At 65.3% G+C, this 19,607-nt stretch carries 18 protein-coding genes and 2 tRNA genes; 6 read left to right on the top strand and 14 right to left on the bottom strand.

The genetic code is table 11. The annotated features are described in order from the left end of the window. Positions 1-8: 8 nt before the first annotated feature. Positions 9-434, bottom strand: coding sequence for a nucleoside-diphosphate kinase (gene ndk, locus METFAM1_RS0102580; protein WP_008058959.1), 426 nt, complete (start codon positions 432-434; stop codon positions 9-11). Positions 435-688: 254 nt separating this feature from the next. Between ndk and METFAM1_RS0102575 the strand changes: the two genes are divergently transcribed. Genes METFAM1_RS0102575 through METFAM1_RS0102565 form a run of 3 tightly spaced genes read left to right on the top strand, consistent with a single transcriptional unit; the run spans position 689 to position 3,639 of the window. Beyond that, entirely contained in the window at positions 689-1,252 is a 564-nt protein-coding gene (locus METFAM1_RS0102575) for a GbsR/MarR family transcriptional regulator (RefSeq protein WP_232419627.1), read from the top strand. 9 nt (positions 1,253-1,261) lie between these two features. Continuing rightward, entirely contained in the window at positions 1,262-2,647 is a 1,386-nt protein-coding gene (locus METFAM1_RS0102570) for a cytochrome ubiquinol oxidase subunit I (protein WP_019917968.1), read from the top strand. Further along, positions 2,644-3,639 (top strand): cytochrome d ubiquinol oxidase subunit II, encoded by a 996-nt coding sequence (locus METFAM1_RS0102565; RefSeq protein WP_019917966.1) that lies wholly within the window; start codon positions 2,644-2,646, stop codon positions 3,637-3,639. The genes METFAM1_RS0102570 and METFAM1_RS0102565 overlap by 4 nt, the downstream gene beginning before the upstream one ends. Positions 3,640-3,681: 42 nt before the next feature. Here the strand turns inward: METFAM1_RS0102565 and METFAM1_RS21130 are convergent, their stop codons facing one another. The 4 genes from METFAM1_RS21130 to METFAM1_RS0102545 form a co-directional block, all read right to left on the bottom strand. Next, positions 3,682-4,125 carry a hypothetical protein gene (locus METFAM1_RS21130; protein WP_232419626.1) on the bottom strand — a complete coding sequence of 148 codons (444 nt, stop codon included), beginning with the start codon at positions 4,123-4,125 and terminating at the stop codon, positions 3,682-3,684. Between the two features lie 135 nt (positions 4,126-4,260). Then, positions 4,261-4,337: transfer RNA gene (locus tag METFAM1_RS0102555), tRNA-Arg, on the bottom strand. A 68-nt stretch (positions 4,338-4,405) separates the two neighbouring features. After that, positions 4,406-4,499 (bottom strand) — tRNA-Ser (locus METFAM1_RS0102550). 75 nt (positions 4,500-4,574) lie between these two features. Next, positions 4,575-5,813, bottom strand: a complete 1,239-nt coding sequence (locus tag METFAM1_RS0102545; RefSeq protein ID WP_019917963.1) for an aspartate kinase — start codon at positions 5,811-5,813, stop codon at positions 4,575-4,577. Positions 5,814-6,143: 330 nt separating this feature from the next. Between METFAM1_RS0102545 and METFAM1_RS0102540 the strand changes: the two genes are divergently transcribed. Next, entirely contained in the window at positions 6,144-6,437 is a 294-nt protein-coding gene (locus METFAM1_RS0102540; protein WP_019917961.1) for a helix-turn-helix domain-containing protein, read from the top strand. 96 nt (positions 6,438-6,533) lie between these two features. Here the strand turns inward: METFAM1_RS0102540 and METFAM1_RS0102535 are convergent, their stop codons facing one another. Genes METFAM1_RS0102535 through gspG form a run of 8 tightly spaced genes read right to left on the bottom strand, consistent with a single transcriptional unit; the run spans position 6,534 to position 14,378 of the window. Next, positions 6,534-8,855 carry a secretin GspD/PilQ domain-containing protein gene (locus METFAM1_RS0102535; RefSeq protein ID WP_019917960.1) on the bottom strand — a complete coding sequence of 774 codons (2,322 nt, stop codon included), beginning with the start codon at positions 8,853-8,855 and terminating at the stop codon, positions 6,534-6,536. Continuing rightward, positions 8,852-9,355 carry a hypothetical protein gene (locus METFAM1_RS0102530; RefSeq protein ID WP_019917959.1) on the bottom strand — a complete coding sequence of 168 codons (504 nt, stop codon included), beginning with the start codon at positions 9,353-9,355 and terminating at the stop codon, positions 8,852-8,854. The genes METFAM1_RS0102535 and METFAM1_RS0102530 overlap by 4 nt, the downstream gene beginning before the upstream one ends. Further along, on the bottom strand, positions 9,352-9,888 hold the full coding sequence (pilO, locus tag METFAM1_RS0102525; RefSeq protein WP_019917958.1) for a GspMb/PilO family protein: 537 nt from the start codon (positions 9,886-9,888) through the stop codon (positions 9,352-9,354). The genes METFAM1_RS0102530 and pilO overlap by 4 nt, the downstream gene beginning before the upstream one ends. Then, positions 9,885-10,433: a hypothetical protein gene (locus METFAM1_RS0102520; protein ID WP_019917957.1), complete on the bottom strand. Its 549-nt coding sequence runs from the start codon at positions 10,431-10,433 to the stop codon at positions 9,885-9,887. The genes pilO and METFAM1_RS0102520 overlap by 4 nt, the downstream gene beginning before the upstream one ends. Beyond that, the gene (locus tag METFAM1_RS0102515; RefSeq protein ID WP_232419624.1) at positions 10,430-11,122 is read right to left on the bottom strand and encodes a hypothetical protein; all 693 of its coding nucleotides are present in this window, start codon (positions 11,120-11,122) and stop codon (positions 10,430-10,432) included. Before METFAM1_RS0102515 ends, METFAM1_RS0102520 begins: the two co-directional genes overlap by 4 nt. Beyond that, on the bottom strand, positions 11,103-12,788 hold the full coding sequence (locus METFAM1_RS0102510; RefSeq protein ID WP_019917954.1) for a GspE/PulE family protein: 1,686 nt from the start codon (positions 12,786-12,788) through the stop codon (positions 11,103-11,105). The genes METFAM1_RS0102515 and METFAM1_RS0102510 overlap by 20 nt, the downstream gene beginning before the upstream one ends. Continuing rightward, the gene (locus METFAM1_RS0102505) at positions 12,785-13,963 is read right to left on the bottom strand and encodes a type II secretion system F family protein (RefSeq protein ID WP_019917952.1); all 1,179 of its coding nucleotides are present in this window, start codon (positions 13,961-13,963) and stop codon (positions 12,785-12,787) included. Before METFAM1_RS0102505 ends, METFAM1_RS0102510 begins: the two co-directional genes overlap by 4 nt. A 1-nt stretch (position 13,964) precedes the next feature. After that, positions 13,965-14,378, bottom strand: coding sequence for a type II secretion system major pseudopilin GspG (gene gspG, locus METFAM1_RS0102500; RefSeq protein ID WP_024300395.1), 414 nt, complete (start codon positions 14,376-14,378; stop codon positions 13,965-13,967). Between the two features lie 163 nt (positions 14,379-14,541). Between gspG and METFAM1_RS0102495 the strand changes: the two genes are divergently transcribed. Next, positions 14,542-15,135, top strand: coding sequence for a lytic transglycosylase domain-containing protein (locus tag METFAM1_RS0102495; RefSeq protein ID WP_019917950.1), 594 nt, complete (start codon positions 14,542-14,544; stop codon positions 15,133-15,135). A gap of 65 nt (positions 15,136-15,200) precedes the next feature. Here METFAM1_RS0102495 and METFAM1_RS0102490 read toward each other — a convergent pair whose 3' ends face one another. After that, positions 15,201-16,199, bottom strand: a complete 999-nt coding sequence (locus tag METFAM1_RS0102490) for a PEP-CTERM sorting domain-containing protein (RefSeq protein ID WP_232419623.1) — start codon at positions 16,197-16,199, stop codon at positions 15,201-15,203. A 414-nt stretch (positions 16,200-16,613) separates the two neighbouring features. Here METFAM1_RS0102490 and METFAM1_RS0102485 point away from each other — a divergent pair, with 414 nt between their 5' ends. Beyond that, positions 16,614-19,523 (top strand): TonB-dependent receptor, encoded by a 2,910-nt coding sequence (locus METFAM1_RS0102485; protein WP_019917948.1) that lies wholly within the window; start codon positions 16,614-16,616, stop codon positions 19,521-19,523. The last annotated feature ends 84 nt before the right edge of the window (positions 19,524-19,607 follow it).

Raw genomic sequence — 19,607 nt, 5'->3', positions numbered from 1 at the left:
GTGTGCTCTCAGCGCGAGTAAACGTTCAGCGCCGGGAAGAAGTAGGCGATCTCGACGGCGGCGGTTTCCGGAGCATCCGAACCGTGCACGGCGTTGGCGTCGATCGAGTCGGCGAAATCGGCGCGGATGGTGCCCGGCGCAGCCTTCTTCGGATCGGTGGCGCCCATCAGGTCGCGGTTCTTCAGGATGGCGCCCTCGCCTTCCAGCACCTGGATCATCACCGGGCCGGAAATCATGAAATCGACCAGATCCTTGAAGAAAGGACGCTCGCGGTGCACGGCGTAGAAGCCTTCGGCTTCGGCGCGCGACAGCTGGGTCATGCGGGAAGCGACGATCTTCAGGCCGGCGTCTTCGAAACGCTGGTAGATCTTGCCGATCACGTTCTTGGCAACGGCGTCGGGCTTGATGATCGAAAGGGTACGTTCTGCGGCCATGGGTATCTCCGGTAAAGGCGGCTAGGGAAACGGAAGGACAACCTGAGATTGTACCAATACCGGCGCGCCCCGTCTGCCTGCGTGCTGCACCGCAACGCCGGCGCGCGGGCGGAGGCCGACACTGCCCACGATCACGGATCGACGCCAGCCGCCTTCACGCACGACCGGTCCGTGGCCAGAGTCACGATCAGATCTTTCCGAAATTTCAGTATTTTCTGAAATTTGATTTATATTAACGACCATTCAGATAGCACTTGAAAAGTCCGAAGACCATGACACCGCTGGTACATAGCTTCGTTGCGCACTTCGGCGAGATGGGCAGCCGCTGGGGCATCAACCGCACGGTTGGCCAGATCTACGCGCTCATCTTCGTGTCGCCGAAGCCGCTGTGCGCCGACGAGATCGCCGAGACGCTGTCCTATTCGCGATCGAACGTCAGCATGGGGCTGAAGGAGTTGCAGTCCTGGCGGCTGGTGAAGCTCAAGCACGTGGCGGGCGACCGCCGCGAGTATTTCGAGGCACCGAGCGACGCCTGGGAAATCTTCCGCACGTTGGCGGAGGAGCGCCGACGGCGCGAGATGGAACCGACCCTGTCGATGCTGCGCAGCGCGCTGCTCGAAACACCGAGCTGCGAGGAAGACAGGGTCGCCCAGGAGCGCATGAAGGGCATGCACGACCTGATCGAACTGATGAGCAACTGGTTCGACGACGTACAGAGACTCGACGCCCAGACATTGGCCAAGCTGATGCGGATGGGCGCAAGAGTCCAGAAACTGCTGGAACTGACCGGCCAGCTCAAATCCGGCAGCAAGGAGTGAGACACACCGATGGATCTTGACCCCGTCCTGCTGGCGCGCATCCAGTTCGCCGCCAACATCACCTTCCACATCCTGTTCCCGACGATCTCGATCTCGCTCGGCTGGATGCTGCTGTTCATGCGCTGGCGCTGGCTGAAGACCAGCCACCGGCCCTGGCTGACCGCCTACCGCTTCTGGACCAAGGTCTTCGCGCTCACCTTCGCGCTCGGCGTGGTCAGCGGCATCACGATGAGCTTCCAGTTCGGCACCAACTGGCCGGGCTTCATGGAGAAAGTCGGCAACATCGCCGGACCGCTGCTCGGCTTCGAAGTGCTGACCGCCTTCTTCCTCGAAGCGACCTTCCTCGGCGTCATGCTGTTCGGACATGGACGGGTAAGCGAGCGCGTGCACATGCTTGCAACTTTCCTGGTCGCCTTCGGCACGACGATGAGCGCGTTCTGGATCCTCGTGCTCAATTCCTGGATGCAGACGCCGGTCGGTTACGAAATCATCAACGGCGAATTCCATGTCACGAGCTGGATGGAAATCATCTTCAACCCGTCCTTCCCCTACCGCTTCGCGCACATGCTGCTGGCCTCCTTTCTCACGATGGCCTTCCTGGTCGCCGGCGTGTCCGCATGGCAGGTATTGCGCGGCAAGGCCAACGCCTCGACGCCGCTGGCGCTGCGCGCCGCGATCACGCTGGCGGCGGTGCTGATTCCGGTACAGATCCTGGTCGGTGACATGCACGGCCTGAACACGCTGCAGCATCAACCGCAGAAGATCGCCGCGATCGAAGGGGTGTGGGAGACCGAGAAGGGCGCACCGCTGCTGCTGTTCGCGCTGCCCAACGAGACCGAGCGACGCAACGACATGGCCATCGGCATTCCGAAGATGGCGTCCCTCATCCTGACCCATGAATGGGACGGCGAACTGAGGGGCCTCAATGAGTTCGAGGCGCACCCGCCGGTCAAGCCGCTGTTCTTCGGCTTCCGCATCATGGTCGCGATCGGCACGCTGATGCTGCTGGTGAGCTGGGCAGGCTGGTGGCTGCTGCGCCGCCAGGGCTGGCAGCCCGAACACGCGCCGCGATGGCTCATGGTCAGCATCGCCGCGATGACCTTTTCCGGCTGGATCGCCACGGTCGCCGGCTGGTACGTGACTGAGATCGGTCGCCAACCCTGGATCGTGCACGGCCTGATCCGGACGGCCGACGCCGCCTCGACGACGCCGGCGCCGCACATCGCGATCACGCTGGCCGGTTACCTGATCACCTACGTGCTGCTGATCGCCGCATATATAAGTGTGCTGCGCTACATGGCCGAGAAACCATCCGACAGCTACGACCCTGCGCCCACCGGCGGCGCGGCGACGCTGCTCGGCACCCAACCCGCAAAGAAGGAAGGTGGCGCATGAGCTGGGCCGAAATCCTGCCGGTGATCTTCATGGGCCTGATGGGCCTGGCAATGTTCCTCTATGTCGTGCTCGATGGCTTCGATCTGGGCGTCGGCATGCTTCTGCATCGTGCCGACGACGGACAGAAGGACATGATGATCGCGTCCATCGGTCCCTTCTGGGACGCCAACGAAACCTGGCTGGTGCTGGGCGTCGGCATCCTGCTGATCGCCTTCCCGAAAGCGCACGGCGTCGTCATGACCGCGCTCTACCTGCCGATCGCGCTGATGCTGCTGGGCCTCATCCTGCGCGGCGTGGCCTTCGACTTCCGGGTCAAGGCACAGGACACGCACAAGCCCTTGTGGAATTTCATCTTCTTCGCCGGCTCGACCGTCACCTCGGTCGCTCAGGGCTGGATGCTGGGCCGCTTCATCACCGGCTTTGCCGACGGCGGTGCCTACGACCTGTTCGCACTGGCGATCGCCATCGCACTGCCCTGCGCCTATGTACTGATGGGGGCGACGTGGCTGGTGCTGAAGACCGAAGGCGAACTGCAGTCGCGCGCAGCGCACTGGGGACGGCTTGCGCTGATACCGGTCGTCGTTGGGATGGGCCTCATTTCGCTTGCCACGCCCTGGGTCAGCGATACGGTGAGCGCACGCTGGTTCAGTCTGCCGCAGTTCATCGGCCTGCTGCCGATCCCGTTTGCCACCTTCGCCTGCTTCGTCGCACTGTGGTGGACACTGAACGGCAAACGCGCATTGGGCACGCTGTGCTGGCTGCCCTTCGTCCTGACCGTGGGCGTATTCCTGATGGGCGGGCTGGGCCTCGCCTACAGCCTCTACCCCTTCGTCGTGATGGATCGCATCACGATCTGGCAGGCAGCGAGCTCCACTGCTGCACTGAATCTCATCCTTGCCGGCTGCGCCATCACTGTGCCGACCATTCTCGCCTACACCTTCTTTGCGCACCGTGTGTTCTGGGGCAAGGCGACGGAACTGCGCTACGGATGATGAAGAAGGGGCGCCGGAGGCGCCCCTTCTTCATCGTTCCGACTAACGCGCTGGAAACACCCAGATCTCCTCGCCATAGTCGAAATACAGCACGACGCCGCTGCCCGCGCAGCGCTCCGATGCGTCGACCGCTTCGCGCCAGCCGACAAACTTCCGTGCCTGCTCGACCGAGGGGGTCCAGCCCCAGCCCGCAGGCGCACCGGCGGGATCACAGACGGCGAGGAAAAGCGCCCCATCGTCCTTCTGCACGCCGAAACCAAGATACGTCGCATGCTCGGGCACACCGAGCTTCGCCTTCAACCAGGCCACCGGCGTGACCCGCTCCTCCTCGAACCCCGCACTCTTTTTTCTTATGACCACCCGCTTCTCCCCCTGAACGAAGTCATGAAACGACTTTGTCATATTACCAAGGTCATTCCGCGCCGCCGCACGAAAGAACACCGACGGAATGTGACGAATGGATACACACCGGTCGATGCCGCACACGTCATACGCGTACGGTGAAGTGGAGGAATGAAGGACGGAAGCCGGTAGCTGCAGAGTGCAGCCCGAGAGAGGGAAGGACAAAAGAAAAAGGCCAGTCAATCGACTGGCCTATCTCTTTGTTTCCCTGCGGTAAATTGGCGCGCCCGGAGCGATTCGAACGCCCGACCCCTTGGTTCGTAGCCAAGTACTCTATCCAGCTGAGCTACGGGCGCGCTGCAGAGAGGCAGAACTATAGCACATCTTTTCAATACTGCAACCATTTAAAGAATCAATGGTTGTTTGGCGGAGAGGGAGGGATTCGAACCCTCGATACAGGTTTTGGCCCGTATGCTCCCTTAGCAGGGGAGTGCCTTCGACCTCTCGGCCACCTCTCCGGTACTGCAAAAGCGCGCGAATCATACCGGTAAGCCCCGCTCCGGTCAAACCCGCGCGCGATTTATTCCGGCTGATTACTGCGCCGGCTGATCGAGTTCGAACGCGCGATGCAGAACGCGCACGGCGAGCTCGAGGTACTTCTCGTCAAGCACCACCGACACCTTGATTTCGGACGTCGAAATCATCTGGATGTTGATGCCCTCTTCCGCCAGTGTGCGGAACATCTTGCTGGCCACACCCGGGTGCGAACGCATGCCGACACCGACGGCCGACACCTTGCAGATCTTGTTGTCACCCTTGATCTCGCGCGCGCCGATGTGCTGACGGACGCTTTCGAGGATTTCCATCGCCCGTGCGAACTCGCCACGATTCACCGTGAACGAGAAATCGGTCGAGCCGTCGTGGCCGACGTTCTGGATGATCATGTCGACGTCGATGTTGGCGTCGGCGATCGGACCTAGGATCTGATAGGCGATGCCCGGACGGTCCGGCACGCCGAGCACGGTCAGTTTGGCCTCGTCGCGGTTGAAGGCGATGCCGGAGATGATGGGTTGTTCCATATTGACGTCTTCCTCGACAGTAATCAGCGTGCCCGGGCCTTCGTGACCCTCGTCCTCGAAACTGGACAGCACGCGCAGCTTGACCTTGTACTTGCCTGCGAACTCCACCGAGCGGATCTGCAGCACCTTGGAACCCAGGCTCGCCATCTCGAGCATCTCCTCGAAGGTGATGCGGTCGAGGCGACGGGCTTCCGGCACGATGCGCGGGTCGGTGGTGTACACACCATCGACGTCGGTATAGATCTGGCACTCGTCGGCACCGAGTGCGGCAGCCAGCGCGACACCGGTCGTGTCGGAACCACCGCGACCGAGGGTGGTGATGTTTCCCTTTTCGTCCACGCCCTGGAAACCGGCGACGACGACGACGTGACCTTCATCGAGATCGCGGCGGATATTGTGTTCGTCGATCGACAGGATGCGTGCCTTGGTGTGCGCGTCATCGGTCAGGATGCGCACCTGGCCGCCGGTGTAGCTGCGCGCCTTCAGGCCGAGATCCTTCAGGGCCATCGACAGCAGGCCGATGGTGACCTGCTCGCCGGTGGAGGCGATCACGTCGAGCTCGCGCGGATCGGGCGTCGGCGAAATCTCCTTGGCAAGGCCCAGCAGGCGGTTGGTTTCGCCGCTCATGGCCGACACCACGATGACCATCTTGTGGCCGCGGGCGACGTAGCCGGCGACCCGGCGGGCAACGCTCTTGATGCGGTCGGGCTTGCCGACCGAGGTGCCGCCGTATTTCTGGACGATGAGAGCCATCTGAACTTCCGGGACGTTGTACGAAAACCCGCGATTGTAACTGATCCGCCCGCGGTGACATGGCGCCTTGGCTTTTCCGGTTCAGGGCGCCCGAAGTCTGCGCGAAACGTCTTGCGAAAAACGCTGTCCACGACAATACCAAGCGACTTGCAAACATATGCAAAGCTGTTTGGTGCAGGACGTTGTGATCATTTATACTGGGTTTTGTCTATGACTTTAGTTATAGGCACGGGAGTAAGCAGCTATGCGAAGCGGCAGGCAGCCAGGCACCGGATTTTCAAGGATCCCGGCACCGAAGTTTCGATGTTCAACTCATCAAGGACAACGAGCATGAAAGCAACCGATACCATCGACGCACGTGAAATCCGCAAGAAGCTGGGCATGAACCAATCGCAGTTCTGGTCGCGCCTCGGCGTGACGCAAAGCGGCGGCTCCCGCTACGAAAGCGGCCGCAATATGCCGAAGCCGGTTCAGGCGCTGCTGCGTCTGGTGCACGTCGAGCAGATCGACATCAGCAAGATCCGTCGTGAAGACGTGGAAGTCGTCGAATACCTGCGCGCAACCGATCCGGATACGTTCAAGCGTCTGAAAAAGGAAGCCCGCGCGCACCGCAAGGCTGGCTGATAAAGCCTTCGCGGAGCGCGAAACGGACAAGGGGAAGGCAAACCGCCTTCCCCTTTTCTTTTGTGCGCGCGCCGCAGTATCTGCGACGCGTTTGGCTTACGGGCGGATCACGATATCCACCGGCGGCGGCGCGCTGATCTGCAGCGGATTGCCGTCTGCACCGATTGCCACGACGTTGCCCACCTGCACGCTGCTGGCGCCGGCCGGCGCATTCGGTGCGGCGCGGAAGCGCAGTTCGGCCCGCGCCTCCTGCCCCGCGCCCGCGGCGGACAGGGTTACCGCCGCCCGACCGGGCGCCGTCACCGTTCCGAGAGCCGTCAGCACGTTCGGATCATAGGCAATCTCTACCGTCGCGTTGCGCACGCCGGCGCCCGCCGTCATCGACACGATGACGCCCGCCTCGCCACCCGGCGCCATTTCGCCCGAGGACTGCATGCGCAGTTCAGCGCCACCCGCCTCTTCCTCGGGCTCCGGCGCGGGCGCCGGTTCCGGCTGAACCGCCCGCGACGGCGACGCGAACTGCACCGCACCGGCAGCCGGCGAGACACCGCCGCCCGAACTCGACAGACGCATGCCCTGATCCTTGCCCGACTGACGGATCGACAGCGACGCGGCGCCGACAGCCGCCTCGGTGCCGGCGGGCAAGGCGGGCGAGATGTGCGCCGGCCGGCTCAGGTTGCGCACGATTCGCGGCGTGATCAGCAGGACAATCTCCGTCTTGTTGTTGCTGCCACGCTCGCTGGAGAACAGCTTGCCGATCAGCGGCAGGTGACCCAGGCCCGGCAGGCGCGAGGCGCTGGTGCGCTCCTCGTCCGAAATCAGGCCGGCGAGGATCTGCGTCTCGCCGTCCTTCAACCGCAGCGCGGTCGCGGTCGAGCGCGTGCCGACCTGATAGGCGAGCGAACTCTGCGGGCCGGTTACCTCCTTGACGATGCTCGACACCTCCATCGTCATCTTGATGTCGACGTCGTCCTCCGGGTGGATCAACGGCTCGACGTCGAGCTTCAGACCGACGTCAAGGTAGGTGACCGACGCCGACACGCCGACGTTGGCGGTCGAGGTCGTCGTGAACACCGGCAGCTTCTCGCCGATATGCACCTTGGCCTTTTCCTTGTTCTTGACGCGGATGCGCGGATTGGCGAGCAGGTTGGCGGCGCCGTCGGTCGCCTTCAGATTCAGGATCAGACCGGGATTGCTGACATAGGGCACGACCAGCCCGTTGGTGTCCTTCAGATTGATATTGCCTTGCAGCAACTGACCGCCCAAGGTCGTCGAATTGGTCGTGACGCCAAGATTGCTCGTCGTAGTGCTGATGTTCGGCGTCAGGATGCCGTAGCCGATCTGGTCCGGGAAATCGATGCCCAGCTCCTTCATCTTGTTGCTGCTGACTTCCAGCACCTCGACTTCCAGCATCACCTCGGGCTCGGCAACGTCGACCGACTCAACCAGCTGCTCGGCCAGGCGCACCGCGTCGACGGTGTCCTTCATCACGATTACGTTCAGTCGCTCGTCGATGTAGATGTCCTTGGTCTTGATCACCGTCTTGATCAGGTTCTGCACCTGCTTCGCTTCGGCGTTGACCAGGAAGAAGGTGCGGGTGATCAGCTCCTTGTACTCGCGCACCTTGGCCGCGGTGTTCGGATAGATGAGTACGGTGTTTTCCGACAGCACGCTGCGCTCGAGCTGGTTGGTGATCAGGATGAGGCGCATCACCTCGGCCACGGTCGTGTTGCGCACGAACAGCGTCACCTTGATGTCTGGGCGCACATCCTTGTCGAACACGAAGTTGATGCCGGTGGAGCGCGCGATCGCCTCGAACACGTTGCGCATCGAGGTGTCGCGGAATTCCAGCGTCACCGTCTTCTGGAACATGTCGCCCAGTGCCGCCGGCGTCTGCTGTTTCGGCCGCGCCTCCTCGATCTGGCGCAGCAGTTCGCGCGCACCGGCGTGCGAGCCGTCCTGCCCCAGCACGTTGCGCACGCGGGCCTCGGCACCGGACACGTCCTTGCGCACGAACATCGCGTTCGCCTCGGTCACCATCGCGTCGTGACGCACGCCGCGCAGCAGCTGGTCACGCATCGAAATCGCGCGCGGGTTGCGCGCATCCATCGCCAGCACGCGGTCGAGTGCAGCAGCGGCGGCTTCGCGGTTGCCGGCGATGCGCGCGGCCTCCGCCTGTGCCAGCTGGCGCGCGATAGCCACTTCACGCTGACGGAACAGCGTGGCGCGGATTTCGGCGTTGTCCGGCGACTGCTTCGCCGCCTGTTCGAACAGGCCGAGCGCGCGATCCTGGTCGCCGGCCATCAGCGCCTGTTTGCCGTCCTCGAACGCCTTGTTGGTGGCGCAGCCGGCAAGTGCAAGCAGCGCCGCGAAAAGCAGGAAAGCCGCGCGCAGGCGGGGCGGGAAGAATGCAGTCATTTGGCGTTTCCGATGGACAAGGTCTGCCGCTGCTTGAGCGGCTCGAACATGAAGGTGACAGCGTTGGCGCTCACCGATTCGACGCGGTACTGGTTGTTCAGCAGATCGCCCTGGCGCGCGACCAGCATGCGCTCACCCTGGGCGAGGAAGACGACGGTGGCGTTGCCTTCGGTCATCCGGCCCTGGTAACGGAAGGGCAGCGGTGGCGCGACCGGCGCCGGCGGTGGTCCGGCCTGCACGCTCACCTTCGGCGGCGGCGGCAGGAAGCTGTGCGCGGCGAACAGGTCGTGCCCGACCTCGGCCGCGGTCCGCACCGGCAGCGCGGCGATCGCACTCCCCTGCTCCACCGCCGCCGTGCGGGCCGTCGTCCCGGCCGTGCTGCGCGAGGTGCGCGGTTCCGCGACCAGGCCAGCCGCGTCGCCAGCATCGTCCTCGATGCCGGCGGCGTACCACACCGCGACCAACGTCGCGATCAGTGCAATGACGAGGCTGCGGTTCATGGAGCCTCCTTCATCAGGATCGACACGCGCACCGTGGCATCGACCGTATCGCGCGCGATGTCTTCGCGGCGCAGCAGCACGTCATCGACCAGCACCGCCGGAGACAGGCGCTGGATGTCGGCCAGCCATGCGCGCAGAGCCGGGTAACTGCCGCGCAGCGGGAACACGTATTCCTGGCGTGCGTAGCCGGAACCCAGCGGCTGCGACTCGCGACTTTCGACGCGCGCCAGCGCAAGCTTGCCGGCGGTCGCCGTCTTCGACAGATCGGCCAGCAGCGACGGCAGGCGCTTGCGCTCGACCAGTGCCGCGTCGAAACGCGCCAGCTGTTCGCGCGGCGATTCGACCTTGACGCCCTGCGCCACCCGCTCGGCCAGCGCCTCTTGTTCGGCTTCGAGCGTGTCCAGTTCGGCCTGCAGCGGTGCTGCCGCGCCGAAGTGGATGGCCAGCGCGAACGCCAGCAGCGCCACGCCGACGGCGCCCGCCCAGCCGGCGCGGGCCACGGCGTAGATCAGATGTGCCTGCAGCCGCTTCATGCGCGCCTCCAGTTCAGACGCAGCGAGAACGCAACCACCTGCACGCCCTCGCGCTGCTTGAACTCGAACACCTCGATGCGCGGCGCCGCCAGCGACGACGCGTCGGCGAAGGACTCAGCGTAGGCGAACAGCGCATTCAGATCCTTCGCCTCGCCGGTCACGCGCAGCAGTCCGCGCGCGGCGTCCGGTTCCACCGACAGCAGCGCGACGTCGGCGTGTTGTCCGGCGAGTGCTTCGAGATCGGCGAACAGTGGCTGCCAGTCGCGTGCCATCTGCAGCGACAGCGTGCGCGCGACGTCGAGACGGGCGCGCAGACCGGCGTCCTCCTGGTCGCGTCGCGCCAGCACGCGCGCCTGCTCGGCGGCGCGCGCGGCGCGGCGATTGTCGGCGCGCTGCGCCTCGACCTGCCCACCGAGCGTGTCGTAGCGCTCGGCCGCGAAGGCGGCGGCGGCACAACCGAGTGCGAGGGCCAGCCAGCCCAGCCAGCCGGGCGCACGCCGGCGGATGACGAAATCGATTTCGGGAACGGCCGGACGCCTGCTCATGCGCCACCTCCGGCCACGCAGCGCCAGCCGCGCGGCAGCGTCACTGACGGCGAGCCGTGCAGGAAGAGCTGACCGCCCGACAGTTCGCCGTCGAACAGGCTGAGCCGGCGCTCGAGCACGGCCCCGATGCCGGCCGGGTCGGCCAGCGCCTCGCCACGCACGTGCAGCCAGCGGCCGCCCGACCACAGACCCATGCACAGCCAGCCGTGGCGCAGCTGTGCGAAGCCGCCGGTCGCCGCATCACCGCGCAACCCGGCGTAGGCGCGCAACCAGGCCGGCTGCATGCTCTTCAGCTTCACGCTGCGTGCGGCACACCAGGCCTGCAGGCGCTGGACCAGCGCGGCATCGAGTGCGCAGGCGAGCACGCTGGCCGCCGGCCGTGCGTCCCAGCTGAACACCCAGCTCTGGGCGGCGCTGCCGAACACCTCGATCATGCGAGCACGCACCAGCGCGTGCTGTTCGTCGTGGCCGACGATGCCGGGCGGCACCTCGATCACCTGCCAGCGCGCCCACGCATTGTCCACCGTCACCTGCAGCGCAGCGCGACGCGGCGTCGCCTCGGCCGGCAAGGCGTCGAGCGAGGCGGCCAGATTGTCCAGCGACAGCATCTGCGCCGCGCCGTGGCGGCCCAGCGACACGCCGTGCGGACCGACTTCGAGCGTCAGCGCCTCAGACGACAAAAGTGACACGGTTCAATTCCGCCAGACTGGTTTCGCCGCTGGCCACCAGGGCCAGACCGGCTTCGCGCAGGGTGCGCGTGCCGCGCGCACGCGCGGCCTCTTTCAGTTGTCGCATCGGGGCGCGGGTGACGATGAGCTCGCGCAATTCGTCGTCCAGCACCAGCAGTTCGGCGATCGCCCGCCGGCCCTTGTAGCCGGTGCCCCGGCAGTGGCCGCAACCGGTGCCGGCGCGGAAGTCGTAGCCGCCGGCGCCGATCAGTCCGGCCAAGCCGGATTCCTCCAGCAGCGCGGCCTCCGGCACCTGCGGTGCGGCGCAGTGACGACAGTTCAGCCGCAGCAGACGCTGGGCGACGATGCCATTCAGCGCAGACACCAGGTTGTACGGGTCCACGCCCATGTGCAGGAAGCGGCCGATCACGTCGAACACGTTGTTGGCGTGCACCGTCGTCAGCACCAGGTGACCGGTCAGCGCCGCTTGCACCGCGATCTCCGCGGTTTCGCCGTCGCGGATTTCGCCCACCATGATCTTGTCCGGGTCGTGCCGCAACACCGATCGCAGGCCACGGGCAAAGGTGAGGCCTTTCTTCTCGTTCACCGGAATCTGCAGCACGCCCGGCAACTGGTACTCGACCGGGTCCTCGATGGTGATGATCTTGTCCAGGCCGTGGTTGATCTCGCCGATGGTGGCGTACAGCGTCGTGGTCTTGCCAGAGCCGGTCGGGCCGGTCACCAGCAGCATGCCGTAGGGCTCGGCCGCCAGCTTGCGCAGCGCGGCGCGCGCGATGTCGTCAAAGCCCAGGCTTTCCAGCGTCAGCGCCTTCAGCTCTTCGGTCAGGTGTTCCTTGTCGAGCACCCGCAGCACTGCGTCCTCGCCATGCACGCTGGGCATGATGGACACCCGCAGGTCGATGTCGCGGCCGGCGTAGGCCACTTTGAAGCGACCGTCCTGCGGCACGCGACGCTCGGCGATGTCCAGTTCGGCCAGCACCTTGATGCGCGACACGACCTGCTCGGCGGTGTCGGCGCCAGCGATCTGGCCGACCCGCACCATCACGCCGTCGACCCGGTACTTCACCTGCATGCCGGCCGGCACCGATTCGAGGTGGATGTCGGACGCACCCTGCTTCAGCGCGTCGTACAGCGTCGAGTTGACCACCCGTACGACCGGACTGGCGTCGTCGGCGATGCGCGCCAGCGACAGCACCTCGGCCGAACTGCTGCTGACCTGCTCGCCTTCGTCGAGCAGGCCGGCGGAGGCGCGCTGACTTTCCTCGAAGCGCGCCAGCGCGGCGGTGATGTCGTCGCGCGTGGCGACGCGCAGCTCGAAGCTGTCGTGCAGCGTGACCGCCAGCCAGTCCTGCAGCGCAGCGTCGTAGGGATCGGCCACCACCGCGACGCGGGCGCCGGCCTCGTCGGTCGCCACCACCACCGAACGCGCAAGCGCCTCGGAGAAGCGGATGCTGCCCAAGGTCATCGTCAGCGCGTTGAGATCGGCGCTGTGCATCACGGGCAGACCCAGCTGGGCAGCGACCCGGGCGCACATGTCGTCAGACGTACTGCCGGACAGCTCGATCAGCGCCTGCATCACGGAGCCACGCCCCGCCTGGGCACGGGCGCGCGCCAGCAGATCGCCTGCAATCGGGGACGGCACGGTGATGGCGGGCAGCGCGCTCATTGCAGGCTCTCCGCCAGCTGGAAGATGGGCAGGTACATCAGCACGACGACGCCGCCGATGGCCAGACCGATCACCAGCATCAGCAGCGGACCGAACAGCCGGGTCGCGCGGTCGAGCCAGCGCGTCATTTCCTCGTCGTGGAAGGCGGCGATGCGTTCCATCATGTCGCCCAGGTTGCCTGCCCGTTCGCCGACGCGCAGCATGCGCGACGCCACGGCGGTGCTCAGGCCGACTTCGGTGAAGGCGTCCGACGCCGCGCGGCCCTCGCGTATCGACAGCAGCGCGCGCGTCAGACTCTGCTGCATCGGCAGCGGCAGCAGTTCGCGCACCAGTTCGAGCGACTGCACGACCGGAATGCCACCGCGCAGCAGCATGCCCACCGTGCGGAAGAAGCGCGCAAGGCGGAACACGCGCATCCGGCTGCCGATACCGGGCACCCGCTCGAACTGCGCCATCAGCCCCTGACGGAAGGCCGGCTGACGCACCGTCCACACGACACCGATCACCACGACGAGCAGGCCCAGCCCGAGCGAGGCCGAATGCGCCTTGACGAAATGGCCCCAGGCAAGCAGCCACTGTGACGCCAGCGGCAGTTCGGTGGAAATGTCTTCATACACTTTCGAGAACTCCGGCACCACGAACACCAGCAGGAAAAGCACCACCAGCATGCCCACCACCAGCAGGATGACCGGATAGGTGGCCGCTGCCACCAGCTTGCCGCGCAGGCTGTCGAGCTGTTCGCTGTAGGCGACGTAGCGTTCGAGTGCCTGGTCGAGGTCGCTGGTGCGTTCGGACGCACGGATCATTGCCACCAGCAGGTCGGGAAAGATGGCGGTCTGGGCGGACATCGCCATCGACAGCGTCTTGCCCTGGCGCAACGCGTCGATCAGCGCGCTCAGCACGGTGCGCGACAGCGTGCGCCCCTCCTTCTCGGCCATCACCTCAAGACCTTCGACCAGCGACAGGCCGGAGCGCAGCAGTGCCAGCAATTCCTGGCAAAACAGCAGCACCGGAAAGCGCTGCCGGTTGAACGACAGCGTGTGCGCACGCGAGGCCGACAGCACGGTCAGGCCGTCGGCCTGGACCTGTGCGCGTGCCGACGCTTCGTCGGACGCTTCGACCTGCAGCTGCGTGATGCGATTGGTGACGTCGAGTGCGCGGATGCGGAAAAGCATGTCACCAGTTCGTGATGTCGGCGGCTTCTTCGGTGCCACCTGCCTGGCCGTCCTTGCCGAGCGAGCTCAGATCGAATTCACCGTGTTCGCCAGGTGCCTTATATATATAGGGGCGCTCCCACGGGTCGAGCGGAACCGCCTTCTTCAGATAGGGGCCCGACCACTTGCTGGTCGTCGATGGACGCTCGACCAGTGCCTTCAGGCCCTCTTCGGTGGTCGGGTAGCGCCCGTTGTCGAGGCGGAACTGGTCGAGCGCCTTTTCCAGCGCGTCGATCTGCGCGCGCGCCGCCTTGACCTCGGACTTGCCGATCTGGCTGAAGAAGCGCGGGCCGACGTATCCGGCCAGCAGGCCGATGATGACCATCACCACCAGCAGTTCGAGCAAGGTAAAGCCGCGTTGAGAAATCCGGTTCATAGCCGTAATGTGACGTGTCATGATCGTATCGAGTCTAGTCGCCGTGCATCGACCGCATCAAGCAAACAAGGCCGATGCTTTCCGCTTTATTTCAATATCGCTGAAAACATTCCGCAGCATGCTTGCAATACCCGCAACTCTATCGCCCGCGTATTTCCTGCAGATGACTTCAACGACCACCCGATCCGTTTTCCTGCTGCTCGCGCTGCTGTGGGCCGTCGTGGCGCAGGCCGACGTCTATGTGAAGGAAGACGCCGACGGCGCGCTGGTGCTGACCGACGCGCCGGGCGGTGAAGGCTTCGAGCTGCTGCTGCGCAGCGAGCGTGACGCTGCCGCTGCGCCGGTGGCGGCGCGTGCCGAACATCCGTCGGCCCGGCTGCACGCGCCACGGATCGAACGCGCCGCACGCGCGGCCGGCGTCGACGCCAGTCTGCTGCACGCGGTCATCCGTGCCGAATCGGCGTACAACCCGAAGGCGGTGTCACCCAAGGGCGCAGCCGGTCTGATGCAGCTGATGCCGGCCACCGCCCGCCGCTATGGCGTGGCGGACCGTTTCGACCCCGACCAGAACGTGCTCGGCGGCGCGCTCTATCTGCGCGACCTGCTGGCCCGCTTCGACGGCCAGCTCGAACTGGCGCTGGCCGCCTACAACGCCGGAGAGGGCGCGGTGCAGAAGTACGGCGGGCGCATTCCGCCCTACGCCGAGACGCAGCGCTACGTGCCGCAAGTGATGCACAACTACCGCTCGCTGCAGTAAGCGAAGCCGCTGACGGACAAAAAAATGGCCTGCGCGAGCAGGCCATTTTCATTCCGGCGGGCGTCTCAGGCCCTGCGCCGGCGCGCCACCGCCGCCAGCACACCCAGCCCGGCGAGGAACATCGCGTACTCAGCCGGTTCCGGCACTGGCGCTGCCTGCCAGCCGATGTCGCGCAGGATGGCGTAATCGAGTGCGGTGAGCGCACGGCGCTCGCCGGTATTCAGCGTCTGCGTCATCAACGCGGTCTGCGCCACGCCATTGACGGTGCTGACCACGCTGTCGTCGAGGAAGCGCTCGTCGATGATTTCCTGATCGTTTTCCTCATCGTAACGGTAGTACACCGGCACGCCCTCGCCGTACTCGGCCAGTGCGTTGGCGCCGACGAAGGTGAGGTTCTCGCTGTCGACATTGGCGTGGTAGGACGCCACCGGGGTGCCCGCACCGCCGACGCCGTACCCCAGGATGCCGAGCAGACCGCGCAGCGCGACGGTGTAGAAGTCGTACTGGCCCTCGAAGGACTCCAGCGTCGAGATGTCGTCGTCGACGTAGAAGCTGGCTTCGCTGTCGAAGGCGAGCGAGCCGCCCCAGGGTGAATAGTCGGTCGGCGTCGAGGCGATGGCGCCAGGTTGGCCGCGGCTGCGCAGTTCGTCGCGGTAAGCGAGGAAGGCGGGGTCGTTCGCCGGCACCGAAGCCGGCCGCGTAGCGTTGCGCACGGCGCCGCTGAGCGCCAGGTGTGGCGCGCCGAGCGCAGAGCGCCCGCCGACGTACACATAGATCTGGTTGGCACCGATGGTATCGACCGCCCGCGACGAGGTGCCGGTGTCCGGCGGCGTGAAGAATATGCTGGGCGCGAAGTCGCCCTGCGGCGCGATCGCACTCAGCTGGTCGGAAATGCTCGCCTCTATCGTGCCGGCCGCCTGTTCGAGCAACGCCTTCATTTCGTTCGTCATGACGCCGTTGCCATCACGGCTGTAGTCGAACACGAATTCGATATTGGCCTGCGCGCCACCAGCCAGCGTCATCGACGCCAGCACACCGGCCAGCGCCTTGAATACGGGTCGCATGTCCATCCTCCTGTCTGTGAATGTTGTGCGGCGATGCAGCCGCCGTGGTCTGACTGTCTGCAGGAAGCATGCCGACTGACCGGGAGTCGATCCCCCGGCGCTGCCTTCCCCACAAACCGGCGACGCATTCCCGCCCGCCCGGTGTGACATGCCCGATGCGTCACCGGTCATGACGAAGGCAAACAACCACCCTGGTGCATTTCAACCACCACAATCGCGCCCGGAAGCTGCCTCACGCGCAAAGGCAGCGGTCGCGCCGTCGTCGGCGCAACTGGCCCCGCCCTTGCTTCTGGCCTCCAGCCCCGGCAGACCCGCCCGCACGCGGACGCTGCCGGGCTGCACACAAGGAAAACGTCCCGCCGGCTGGCGAGGGCGTTCGCAGCAGGTCACCGCGCCTGCCAGGAGGAGGAGCCGTTGCAATTCAATCTGCGTATCGCGGCGTACTGCCTGGCCGCGCTCTGCATCGACGCCGCTCAGGCACAGGCGCCGACCGAGAGCCCCGACGAGGTCGCAGGGCCGCCGGCGCCGGCAGCCGAACCCGAACCCGGGGCAGACGCCATCATTCTCGACCCCATCCTGATCCGCGAACGGCGGCCGCAGGACATCGGTCCGATGCCCGGCCTCGGACTGACGCGGGAGGAAATCCCGTCCAATGTCCAGAGCATCACGGCAAAGGACATCCGCGACAGCAACAGCCTGTCGCTGACCGATCTGATGAATTCGCAGATGCAGTCGGTCACCGTCAACGACTACCAGGGCAACCCCTTCCAGGTCGACGTGCAGTTCCGCGGCTTCACCGCCGGCCCGCAGGTTGGCACGCCGCAGGGGCTGTCGGTCTTCCTCGACGGCATCCGCATGAACGAGCCCTTCGGCGACGTCGTGAACTGGGACATGATCCCGATGAACGCACTGTCGCGCTTCGACGTGTTCCCGGGCTCGAATCCGCTGTTCGGCCTCAACACGCTGGGCGGCGCGCTGTCGATGCGCACCAAGAGCGGCTTCACCGACCCCGGCGTCGAGGCGAAGTATCTCGGCGGCTCGTGGGGGCGCAACCAGGTGCAGCTGTCGGCCGGTGGCAGCAAGGGGCCGGTCGCCGGCTTCGTCGCGCTGCACGGCTTCGCCGAGGACGGCTGGCGCGACAACTCGCCGAGCGCGCTGCGCCAGCTCTTCGTCAAGAACGAGATCGCCATCGACCGCCTGCTGCTGGGTTTCTCGATGCTCAAGGTCGACACCGACCTCGTCGGCAACGGCCTCATCCCGCTGGAGGACTACCAGCGCCGGCCGGAATCGGTGTTCAGTTCGCCCGACGAAACGAAGAACGAACTGAACCAGTACCAGTGGTCGGCCATGTTCGAGGTGTCGGAGAGCTTCAACATCACCGCGATGAGCTACCGGCGCAACAGCGAGCGCTCGGGCTTCAACGGCGACATCGACGAGGAAGGTTTCGAGGAACTGGACGACCGCCGCTCGGTGACCGCGCAATACAACCGCTACTGCGCCTATGCCGACCTGGACGAGGACTACTTCGCCGACAACAACATTCCGCTGAACGCGCCGTGTGACGCAGCACCCGTCAACTCCAATTTCGGGCAGGTGCGCAATGGCGCCAACGGTGCCGCCAACAATACAGCCGGGCCGGGCGTAGTGAACGGCACGCCGATCGCGGTCGGCACGCGCACCGCGCTGGACCAGGCCGGCCAGGGCATGTCGCTGCAGCTGAACTGGAACTTCGAGCGCCACAAGTTCATGGTGGGCGCATCGCTCGACCGCAGCGACACCACTTACTACAGCAGCCAGCGCCTCGGCCTGCTCGACGCCGACCGCCACTTCTATTACGGCAGTGTCGGCTACGGGCCGGGTCAGATCGATCCGCGGTTTTACGCCGCGCACAACGAGGTCGAGGTGAACGACTTCGGCGGCAGTTCGAAAACGCGCAGTTTCTACCTGAGCGAAACATGGACGCCGCGCGACGACCTGCATCTGTCGTTCGCCGCCCGCTACAACGTGACCAAGGTGAACAACTGGCTGCGCGGCCGTTCATCGACCGGAGAACTGACCGAGCTGAACAACGCGCCGCCAGCACAGAGCTCCATCCTGTGCTGGGGCAACTACCCGGACGAGTGTCACTACTTCCCGGAGTGGATTTCCTACGACCCGGCCGACGTGGCCCGCGCGGAAAAGCGGGAGAAGCACGTCTATCGCTCGTTCAACCCGTCCGCCGGTGTGAGCTGGCTGCCGAGCGAGAACGTGAACCTGTTCGCCAACTACAGCCGCGGGGCACGCGTGCCGTCGGTGATCGAACTCGGCTGCGCCATCGACCGCTCGACGGTGATCCGCGGTGGCTTCGAAATACCGGCGGCCACCGTGGCGCCGGTCTGCCATCTGCCGAACACGATGTCGGGCGACCCCTTCCTGCCGCAGATCCGTTCGCACTCCTACGAGATCGGCGCCCGCGGCACGCTGGACAATGGCATAGGCTGGAACATCACCGCCTTCCGCACCGATCTGAGCAACGACATCTACATGATCGGCGTGTCGCCCAGCCGCAGCTACTTCGACACCATAGGCAACACCCGCCGCCAGGGTCTCGAAATGGGCGTGAATGGCAAGCTCGACAAGTTCGACTTCCGCGTCAATTACGCCTACACCGAAGCGACCTTCGAATCCGATTTCTACATGAACAGCCCGCACAACAGCAGCGCGGACTTCGACCGGAACTCGCGGCCCAACGCCCCCCTCCCCGGCCCCGGGGCATCGCTGAACAGCGGCTACGGCACCTACCGGATGATCCACGTCGAACCCGGCGACACGCTGCCCGGCGTGTCGAAGCACAACATGAACCTCACGCTGGGCTACCAGGCGACCGAAAAGCTGCATTTCAAGCTGGGCATGGTCGCGCACTCGCCGTCCTTCCTGCGTGGCAACGAGAACAACGACCATGAAACCGGCGGCACCGACAAGGAAATCGGCACCTTCAGCTGCGGCAACCCACCTGCTTGCACCGTCCTCACGCAGGGACTTACGCCACCCGGCCGCGCCTTCCGCTACGGCGGCAAGCTGCCGGGCTACGCCATCTTCAACCTGACGACCACCTACAGGATCGATCGTCGATGGACGGCGCTGCTGCAGATCAACAACCTGCTCGACAAGGACTACTTCACCGCCGGCCGCCTGGGCGTCACGCCCTTCGCGCCCAGCGTGAACGGCGCCATCGGTGAAAGCGGCTGGAACTACAACTCGGCCGACTGGCTGAACACCACCATGGTCGCACCGGGCGCACCGCGCGCCGTGTGGCTGGGCATGAGCTATCGACTGGACCTCTAGGGCCACTCCTTTCGCGCGTGACGAGGTCACACGGGCAGCATCCCTGCATACCGGGGAGGGCTTTGCACGCCCGTACAAGATCAT

The sequence above is a fragment of the Methyloversatilis discipulorum genome, from assembly GCF_000527135.1.
Lineage (GTDB): Bacteria > Pseudomonadota > Gammaproteobacteria > Burkholderiales > Rhodocyclaceae > Methyloversatilis > Methyloversatilis discipulorum.
This window is presented reverse-complemented; position numbering and strand designations above follow the sequence as displayed.

What these genes read in the sequence shown, in the direction of transcription:
- ndk (WP_008058959.1), bottom strand. Translation starts at nt 434, where the DNA reads ATGGCCGCAGAACGTACCCTTTCGATCATCAAGCCCGACGCCGTTGCC.
- METFAM1_RS0102570 (WP_019917968.1), top strand. Translation starts at nt 1,262, where the DNA reads ATGGATCTTGACCCCGTCCTGCTGGCGCGCATCCAGTTCGCCGCCAAC.
- METFAM1_RS0102565 (WP_019917966.1), top strand. Translation starts at nt 2,644, where the DNA reads ATGAGCTGGGCCGAAATCCTGCCGGTGATCTTCATGGGCCTGATGGGC.
- METFAM1_RS0102545 (WP_019917963.1), bottom strand. Translation starts at nt 5,813, where the DNA reads ATGGCTCTCATCGTCCAGAAATACGGCGGCACCTCGGTCGGCAAGCCC.
- METFAM1_RS0102540 (WP_019917961.1), top strand. Translation starts at nt 6,144, where the DNA reads ATGAAAGCAACCGATACCATCGACGCACGTGAAATCCGCAAGAAGCTG.
- METFAM1_RS0102535 (WP_019917960.1), bottom strand. Translation starts at nt 8,855, where the DNA reads ATGACTGCATTCTTCCCGCCCCGCCTGCGCGCGGCTTTCCTGCTTTTC.
- METFAM1_RS0102530 (WP_019917959.1), bottom strand. Translation starts at nt 9,355, where the DNA reads ATGAACCGCAGCCTCGTCATTGCACTGATCGCGACGTTGGTCGCGGTG.
- pilO (WP_019917958.1), bottom strand. Translation starts at nt 9,888, where the DNA reads ATGAAGCGGCTGCAGGCACATCTGATCTACGCCGTGGCCCGCGCCGGC.
- METFAM1_RS0102520 (WP_019917957.1), bottom strand. Translation starts at nt 10,433, where the DNA reads ATGAGCAGGCGTCCGGCCGTTCCCGAAATCGATTTCGTCATCCGCCGG.
- METFAM1_RS0102510 (WP_019917954.1), bottom strand. Translation starts at nt 12,788, where the DNA reads ATGAGCGCGCTGCCCGCCATCACCGTGCCGTCCCCGATTGCAGGCGAT.
- METFAM1_RS0102505 (WP_019917952.1), bottom strand. Translation starts at nt 13,963, where the DNA reads ATGCTTTTCCGCATCCGCGCACTCGACGTCACCAATCGCATCACGCAG.
- gspG (WP_024300395.1), bottom strand. Translation starts at nt 14,378, where the DNA reads ATGAACCGGATTTCTCAACGCGGCTTTACCTTGCTCGAACTGCTGGTG.
- METFAM1_RS0102495 (WP_019917950.1), top strand. Translation starts at nt 14,542, where the DNA reads ATGACTTCAACGACCACCCGATCCGTTTTCCTGCTGCTCGCGCTGCTG.
- METFAM1_RS0102490 (WP_232419623.1), bottom strand. Translation starts at nt 16,199, where the DNA reads ATGCGACCCGTATTCAAGGCGCTGGCCGGTGTGCTGGCGTCGATGACG.